Here is a 6,000-nt window from a genome sequence, read left to right as displayed (position 1 = left end):
GGTGGCTCGGAGATTTGTATAAGAGACAGGACCCGCACCACCAATCTGCTCGAAACCCTTGAGGAAATAACCACGCACGCTTATTATGCCCCCCTTGACAAGGGAGATCGTTGCAGCGTCCAACACCCGATCCGTGGCCGGAAACGGCCAATACTATTGCGCCCATGCCAACGCGACTGATAAAGGCACCCTCGGGGCGCGGTTAACCGAACCCGGCTCCGATCTCCGGTTTGCTCGCGTCCGCACAAGAATCACCCCCGACCAAGGCCGGGGGTGTATCCGATCTCCGGGATCCTCCTATGCGGTTTGCTAGCGCCTCTCCCGCATGGTGCCGTTGATCAGCGCCAACACCTCCCGCTCCCGGTAACGGCGGTGCCCGCCAAGCGTCCAGAGGCAGCGGAGCCTCCCATCCTTGGCCCACCTGGTCACAGTCTTCGGGTCCACGCGGAACAGGGTCGCCACTTCTCCAGGGGTTAAGAGACGCTCTACTTCGTCATCAAATGCCATGCTCGGGGGTCTTCCTAGCAGGAGGAAGGACCCCGGCCAAGGCGACCGAGGTCCCTGTCGCTTCACATCCAATAGACAGGAGGGTTCAGACCATCTACCACCTTCCTTCTTCACGGGGGAGATTGGAACTCCGGGCGACACCGGGAGGAAGTCCGTGCCGCCCGGAGGGTCTTTAACGAGGAGGGCGAACCGAGGCCCCCGAATGCCCCGGCAGGAGATGGCGGACTGATCGCGGGACAGGGCACGTTGCGAGCGGCCAGGACCGTCCGAGCCTGCCCGACCAGGCCGGTCGCCCGACGGCGCTCAGCAGACGAGACCTTCGCCTCGCAGGCCAGCCATGGACCGTACACGCGTACTACAGCCACCTGGAACCAGGTATCAACGGCTTGGGCATCATCGGGACTCATTTGAGCTTGACCGCCCACGCGGCGTAAACGACCTTGCCGCCTTCGTCCTCGTCGCTGATCTCGTATCCCCAGTCATCAGCCAGGTTCTGAACCAGCCACAGCCCGCGACCGGAAATCGACTGGTTCGAGGGGAACATCGCCATGGGAGCTTCTTTGCTGGCGTCCCACACCTCCACCACATACAGGCCCTCGACCTCGTCCTCATCCACGTAGGCGTCCACGACGATTTCGTCGCGGCCCACATGCTTGATGGCATTGCTGGTCAACTCAGACGTGACCATGCGAAGGTCATCCGAGTCGATCGGCCAATCGGCCGCTATCTTCGCGACGTGATCCCGCGCTGTCTTGGCCGAAGCGGCTATAGGACCGAGCACGATCATCAGAGACTCACCTCCACCGCACACTCCGAGTCGAGCCCGGCCGAACGTCTCACCCAGCCGGGAGACGCCGTCAGCCGGAGCCCAGGCGGTACCCGATACGTCGCACCGGCCGGTACCCCCGACGCTCGCGCGTTCATCGTGTGCTGGCCCATGCCGGATATCACCTCACCGGACAGATCCTTGTGGCGTCCGCCACAAGGATGCGCCTCAACGAGGTACGTTCGCTACGTTCGCGAACTAGACGTAACAGGGAGATTGAGCCGTGGCCGCACGACCTGATCTAGATCCCGACCGCTCAATCTGGCACTTCATAGCGGTTCAACTGCGATTCCACCGTGAGCAGCGGGGGTGGTCAGAGTCTCGCCTCGCGAACCTGATAGACCGAACCCGTTCGGTTGTTTCGCGGTACGAGTCTGGGAAGATTCACCTGCCCGCCAAGATCGCTGAAGTGATTGACGATGCTTGGGGTACGAACCTGCTGTTCACCCGACTTGTCGGGTTCGCAAGCGCGGCGCAAGATGGAGACTGGCTAGTCGGACTCGCGGACTGGGAGCGGCGCGCAACGCGGCTGCGACTGTGGGAAGTCGTCCTTGTTCCGGGACTGCTTCAAACCGAGGCGTACGCGCGGGCCGTGCTGGCAGCAGGACTATCCGGAGACCTGGAGGAACGACTACAGCGCAGGATGGACAGACAGAGAGCCGTGTTTGAGCGTGACGAAACCCCGCACATCTCCGCATTGATCAACTGGGCATGTCTCGCGCACCCCATCGGAGACAAGACCGTCATGCGGGAACAGGTCGAGCACCTCGCCCACCTCGCGGACGTCCCGCACGTGAGCATCCGACTCGTTCCGCCGGACGCAAACGCGCACCCAGGGCTCAGCGGAGCCTTCGAACTCCTGACCGTGGACGCTCACGACGTGGCGTACACCGACGATCCCGACGAGGGACGCCTCATCATCAGCCCGCCGGACGTGCAGCGGTACGCGCTACGGTACGACCGAATAGGCGAGCTAGCCGCTCCGTTGGGCCCCTCCCGGACCCTACTCATGGAAGCACTGGAGAAGTACTCATGACTGTCAAGTGGCGCAAGTCGAGCCGGAGCAACACGGACAACGGTGCATGCGTCGAACTCGCGAACCTCCCCGGAAGGGTCGGAGTCCGCGACAGCAAGGACCCCGCCGGGCCCGCACTCGCCCTGTCCCCTGAGTCATTCCGGGCGCTAGTCCGCGACGTTAAAGCCGGAAGCCTGGACACCCCCATAGCCTGACTCCCACCAATAGGACCCGGCTCACGTCGGCAGGTCGGGGTCTCATGTTGGAGCAGTGACCGCCCCCGTGATGGGCCTTGCTGTGTGAGGATTTTCCCTACTTAGGTCAAGGCGCGCGGCCCGTCGCCGCGCGCCTTCGCGCATGGTGAGCCGATGCACGCCGGTTCGGAAGTAGCTCGGGTGATGCCCGATCGGACGGACCAGGTTCGGGTGGGATCGTCGTCATTGGACGTCCGGGCGGGCACGAGACCAAGCGGGGCCCCTACCCCACTTGGCTCGGCCCGCCGACGCCTTGACAGCGTCCCACCGCCCTGCCCGCCGCCGCGAGTATCCAGCCTTGCCTGCACCCATCGGCCAGCATGGTCGAGGGTTCCGCGACCGGCAGCCGTGCTTTTACCCAGCTCAGCGTCCGCCCCACACGCGAGCGCGGGCCGCCCGGCTGCTCGCCATCGTGCACCAGGCCCCCTTGATCTTTCCGGCGGCCGCCGGACGGTCACCCACAAAGGTTCCCGACGCGGGCGCCTGCAGGCTCACGCAGCCCAACACCTGATCCGACAAACCAGAAGGAGAACACAACCATGACCGCAAGGCGTAAGAAGGTCGGGATCGTCGCCACCCTCATGGACGACATGATCGCCAGCCTGGAGTTGGCGCACAGCCCCCTCCTGCCGGTCATCCGGGACGCTCAGCGTGAAGAGACGACCCACCTGCTCCTCATCGTCAAGGAAGAACAGGACACGCGGGTGTACCTGCTGACCGCGGGCCACCTCCTCAACCTGGAGTCACTCAAAGACCTCGTGTCACTTGAGAGTCTCCGCCGCGCCAGCGCTTACATCAGTAACGATGGACTCGCAGGCAAACCGCTCACGGAGCTCTCAAGGCGGGAGCGGACCCGGCTGATGCGGGACCTCCCGCAACTGCGAGCCGGGGAGTTCGAAGCGCTTTGCTCCTCCGCCCCGATGTGCCACTTCAGTCTCGCCGAGCTCCTTCGGCTCTCCGCTGAGGCGTGGTACCTGCGGAACGGGCGTCACACCGAGGAGGAGATCGTGAAGCTGTTCGCCGACCGATTCCCCCGGGAGGACTCCGGCTTCTACAAGTTCGGGAAGCCCAAGCCGGACTCCTTGGTGTCATTCAGCATGAAGCCCCGGCGGCCGCAGTCAGAGCACGTCCTCTACGAGAGGCGCCTCAAGGGCGTCCTCGTCGAGATCTAAGCGAGGCCAACCGGCCGAGCTCAACGATCAACGTTCGGAGTGCTCTGGTAGCACCCCGGATCCTCAACTGGCGCGGCGGGGGCCTGGTCCCCGCCGCGCACTGTTCTCCACCCCGACCGAACCAAGATCGCTATTCAAAAGGCAGCTTCTATGCGATTAACAGCGTCGCTCAACGCCCCGGCAGGCGCGCGAGGTTCAGGTTCTTCGGTTCCCAACCAACCCCACCACCCATCCCCTTGCAACGAGCCGCTACGCGGCCAGCGCCCATAAGAGCGTGGGCGACCCGGCCAGCGCGCTAAGCCGCCGCCCCGCCAAATCGGCCCGTACGTCACCGTGGTCGAGCGTGCGCGCGGACGGCCGGATGCGTCCTTGACCGGGGACCCCTCCGGCGGGCCGCCCCCGGCCTGATGTCGGGCAGCCGGGAGGCAGCCCGGAGCCGCGCGAGGCTAGCAGCCCGCCGCCCCGGACAAGGCCGCATCCGTCCGCCCAAGGTGGCCGCCCGCCACGCTTGAAACCGCGCGCCCCAGGCCAGAGCCCGCCCGTTCCGCTGACCGGCAGCCGCCACCACCGCGCGCCCCTTCCCGCCTCACGCCACGGCGGCCGCCGGCCCGCTCCCCATCCCGGCCCGCTTGGCACTCGGCCCCGACCGCGCCATGCTGGAAACGGCAGCGTGAGAAGGGGAACCCATGAGCCAGGACTTGCCCGCCGTCATCGCCGACGAGCTACGCCGATCCGGGCAGACCCGCGCCACCTACCACTCCCACGATGAGCGCGACCGCCTACGCGCCGCCGGACGCCAAGCGGGACGATCCCTAGACCGTCCCGTCCGCACCTTCGACACCGCCGCACGGCACCCCCGATGCGACGCCGACCAGTGCGGCACAGTCCTCATCGCCCTCACCGATTGGGGCAGCGCCAACCCCTTGGAAGACCGCTTGGCCCGCAGCCGCGCCAACAACGCCGTAGACCGCGCCCTAAACAACTGACCAGCCCCAACACCAGCGGGCCATGGCCCGCACATGGCCCGCAACCAGCGAGCACCAGCCACCGACAGCGGCCACCAGTGAGACAAGATCACTACAGGTCCCTGCCGTCGCCCGCACATCTCCCCAGGTCAACCCACATCTCCGCACGCCAGCGGGGCGGCACCCGATCTCTGGGATACCGCCCCGTCAGAGCACCGATTCACTTGCGGCGTGTTGTTGTTATCCGGCCTCCCATAACAACAACACGCCGCAAGTCAACGAGGGGGTCAGGCGGTCCAGAACTCCAGGTCCACGCCGTCGGGGGAACTCGCCGTGAAGGCTTGGCCGCCGCGTAGGGGGCTCGCGGTGATGGGGCCGGTCTCGGCGCCCGCGCTGGCCAGGAGCGTGTGGGCGGCGTTCAGGTCGGCGACGGGGAACACGCCCGCGTGCATGCCGGACCTGAAGGCGTCCTCGCCCTTGGGGAGGTCGAGGCTGGGGAAGCTGATCAGTTCGACGCGGGCGCCCCGGCCGTCCCAGAAGAGGTCCAGGACGATCTCGGCGTCCAGGTCGTCGAGGCCGATCAGCGCGGCTACCGCCGGGTTCACGAGCCGCTGCGAGCAGAGGGATTCGAGGCCGAGCCTCGTCCAGAAGGCGGCGTCGCAGCCGTAGGCGAGGTGGACGGCGGCCTGCAGTTCCGAGTGGCGGCGCGTCTCGTCGCCGTCCAGGATGCTCGCCCGGCGGGAGCTGCCCTCGACGAGGACGACGCGGATGCCGCCGGGGCCGATCACACCGCACTCGGCGAACGGCCGCCCGCCGAGTTCCCAGCGCGCGATCTCGGACGGCGTGCCGCCGGCCGCGGCGAGTGCGGCGGCGCTGGCCTCGATGTCGCGGGTGTAGACGTCGACGGCGTAGCCGCCGGAGGCGATGGCGGTGCTGCCCTCGGGAGCGGTGACCAGGAGCAGTCCGCCGGTGTCGGTGCCTTCGGGCACGAAGAGGACTTCCTCGGCCGGGCCCGTGAGCCCGTACAGGGCGCCGGCGGTGTCCGCGTCCAGAACGTCGCGGCCCTGCTCGGTGTAGCCGAGGACGGACAGGAACGCGGCGGCGCCGGGGAGGTCGTGGCATCCGAGGACGGCGTACCGGGGGCTGCTGAGCATGGGCTCTCCAGTGTCGGTGACCGGGTGACGCTGCGCATGCTAACTGAAACGACATTCCAGATAAAGGAACGGTTCGCGGGTTGCCTCGGGGGTGGAGCGGGTCCGTG

Annotated in this window: 7 protein-coding genes; 4 read left to right on the top strand and 3 right to left on the bottom strand. The window is 66.7% G+C overall.

The window, feature by feature from the left end:
- Positions 1-309: 309 nt before the first annotated feature.
- Entirely contained in the window at positions 310-507 is a 198-nt protein-coding gene (locus E1281_RS16420) for a BldC family transcriptional regulator (RefSeq protein ID WP_131879059.1), read from the bottom strand.
- Between the two features lie 403 nt (positions 508-910).
- Complete coding sequence (locus E1281_RS16415) at positions 911-1,294, bottom strand: ATP-binding protein (RefSeq protein WP_131879057.1); 384 nt, start codon at positions 1,292-1,294, stop codon at positions 911-913.
- A 262-nt stretch (positions 1,295-1,556) separates the two neighbouring features.
- Between E1281_RS16415 and E1281_RS16410 the strand changes: the two genes are divergently transcribed.
- The 4 genes from E1281_RS16410 to E1281_RS16395 all read left to right on the top strand — a co-directional run bounded on the left by E1281_RS16410 (position 1,557) and on the right by E1281_RS16395 (position 4,760).
- On the top strand, positions 1,557-2,369 hold the full coding sequence (locus E1281_RS16410; RefSeq protein ID WP_131879055.1) for a helix-turn-helix transcriptional regulator: 813 nt from the start codon (positions 1,557-1,559) through the stop codon (positions 2,367-2,369).
- A complete protein-coding gene (locus E1281_RS16405; protein ID WP_131879053.1) occupies positions 2,366-2,563 on the top strand; it encodes a DUF397 domain-containing protein in 198 nt (65 codons plus the stop codon). The genes E1281_RS16410 and E1281_RS16405 overlap by 4 nt, the downstream gene beginning before the upstream one ends.
- 578 nt (positions 2,564-3,141) lie before the next feature.
- Complete coding sequence (locus E1281_RS16400) at positions 3,142-3,774, top strand: hypothetical protein (protein WP_131879051.1); 633 nt, start codon at positions 3,142-3,144, stop codon at positions 3,772-3,774.
- 686 nt (positions 3,775-4,460) lie between these two features.
- A complete protein-coding gene (locus E1281_RS16395; RefSeq protein ID WP_131879049.1) occupies positions 4,461-4,760 on the top strand; it encodes a hypothetical protein in 300 nt (99 codons plus the stop codon).
- A 266-nt stretch (positions 4,761-5,026) separates the two neighbouring features.
- Here the strand turns inward: E1281_RS16395 and E1281_RS16390 are convergent, their stop codons facing one another.
- Entirely contained in the window at positions 5,027-5,893 is an 867-nt protein-coding gene (locus tag E1281_RS16390) for a hypothetical protein (RefSeq protein WP_131879047.1), read from the bottom strand.
- Between the last annotated feature and the right edge of the window lie 107 nt (positions 5,894-6,000).

The sequence above is a fragment of the Actinomadura sp. KC345 genome (assembly GCF_004348515.1).
GTDB lineage: Bacteria > Actinomycetota > Actinomycetes > Streptosporangiales > Streptosporangiaceae > Spirillospora.
Note: the sequence above shows the minus strand (reverse complement) of the source record. Positions and strands in the feature narration are given on the sequence as shown.

Coding starts and splice junctions, on each gene's coding strand:
- E1281_RS16395 (WP_131879049.1), top strand. CDS start 4,461: ATGAGCCAGGACTTGCCCGCCGTCATCGCCGACGAGCTACGCCGATCC.
- E1281_RS16415 (WP_131879057.1), bottom strand. CDS start 1,294: ATGATCGTGCTCGGTCCTATAGCCGCTTCGGCCAAGACAGCGCGGGAT.
- E1281_RS16420 (WP_131879059.1), bottom strand. CDS start 507: ATGGCATTTGATGACGAAGTAGAGCGTCTCTTAACCCCTGGAGAAGTG.
- E1281_RS16390 (WP_131879047.1), bottom strand. CDS start 5,893: ATGCTCAGCAGCCCCCGGTACGCCGTCCTCGGATGCCACGACCTCCCC.
- E1281_RS16405 (WP_131879053.1), top strand. CDS start 2,366: ATGACTGTCAAGTGGCGCAAGTCGAGCCGGAGCAACACGGACAACGGT.
- E1281_RS16400 (WP_131879051.1), top strand. CDS start 3,142: ATGACCGCAAGGCGTAAGAAGGTCGGGATCGTCGCCACCCTCATGGAC.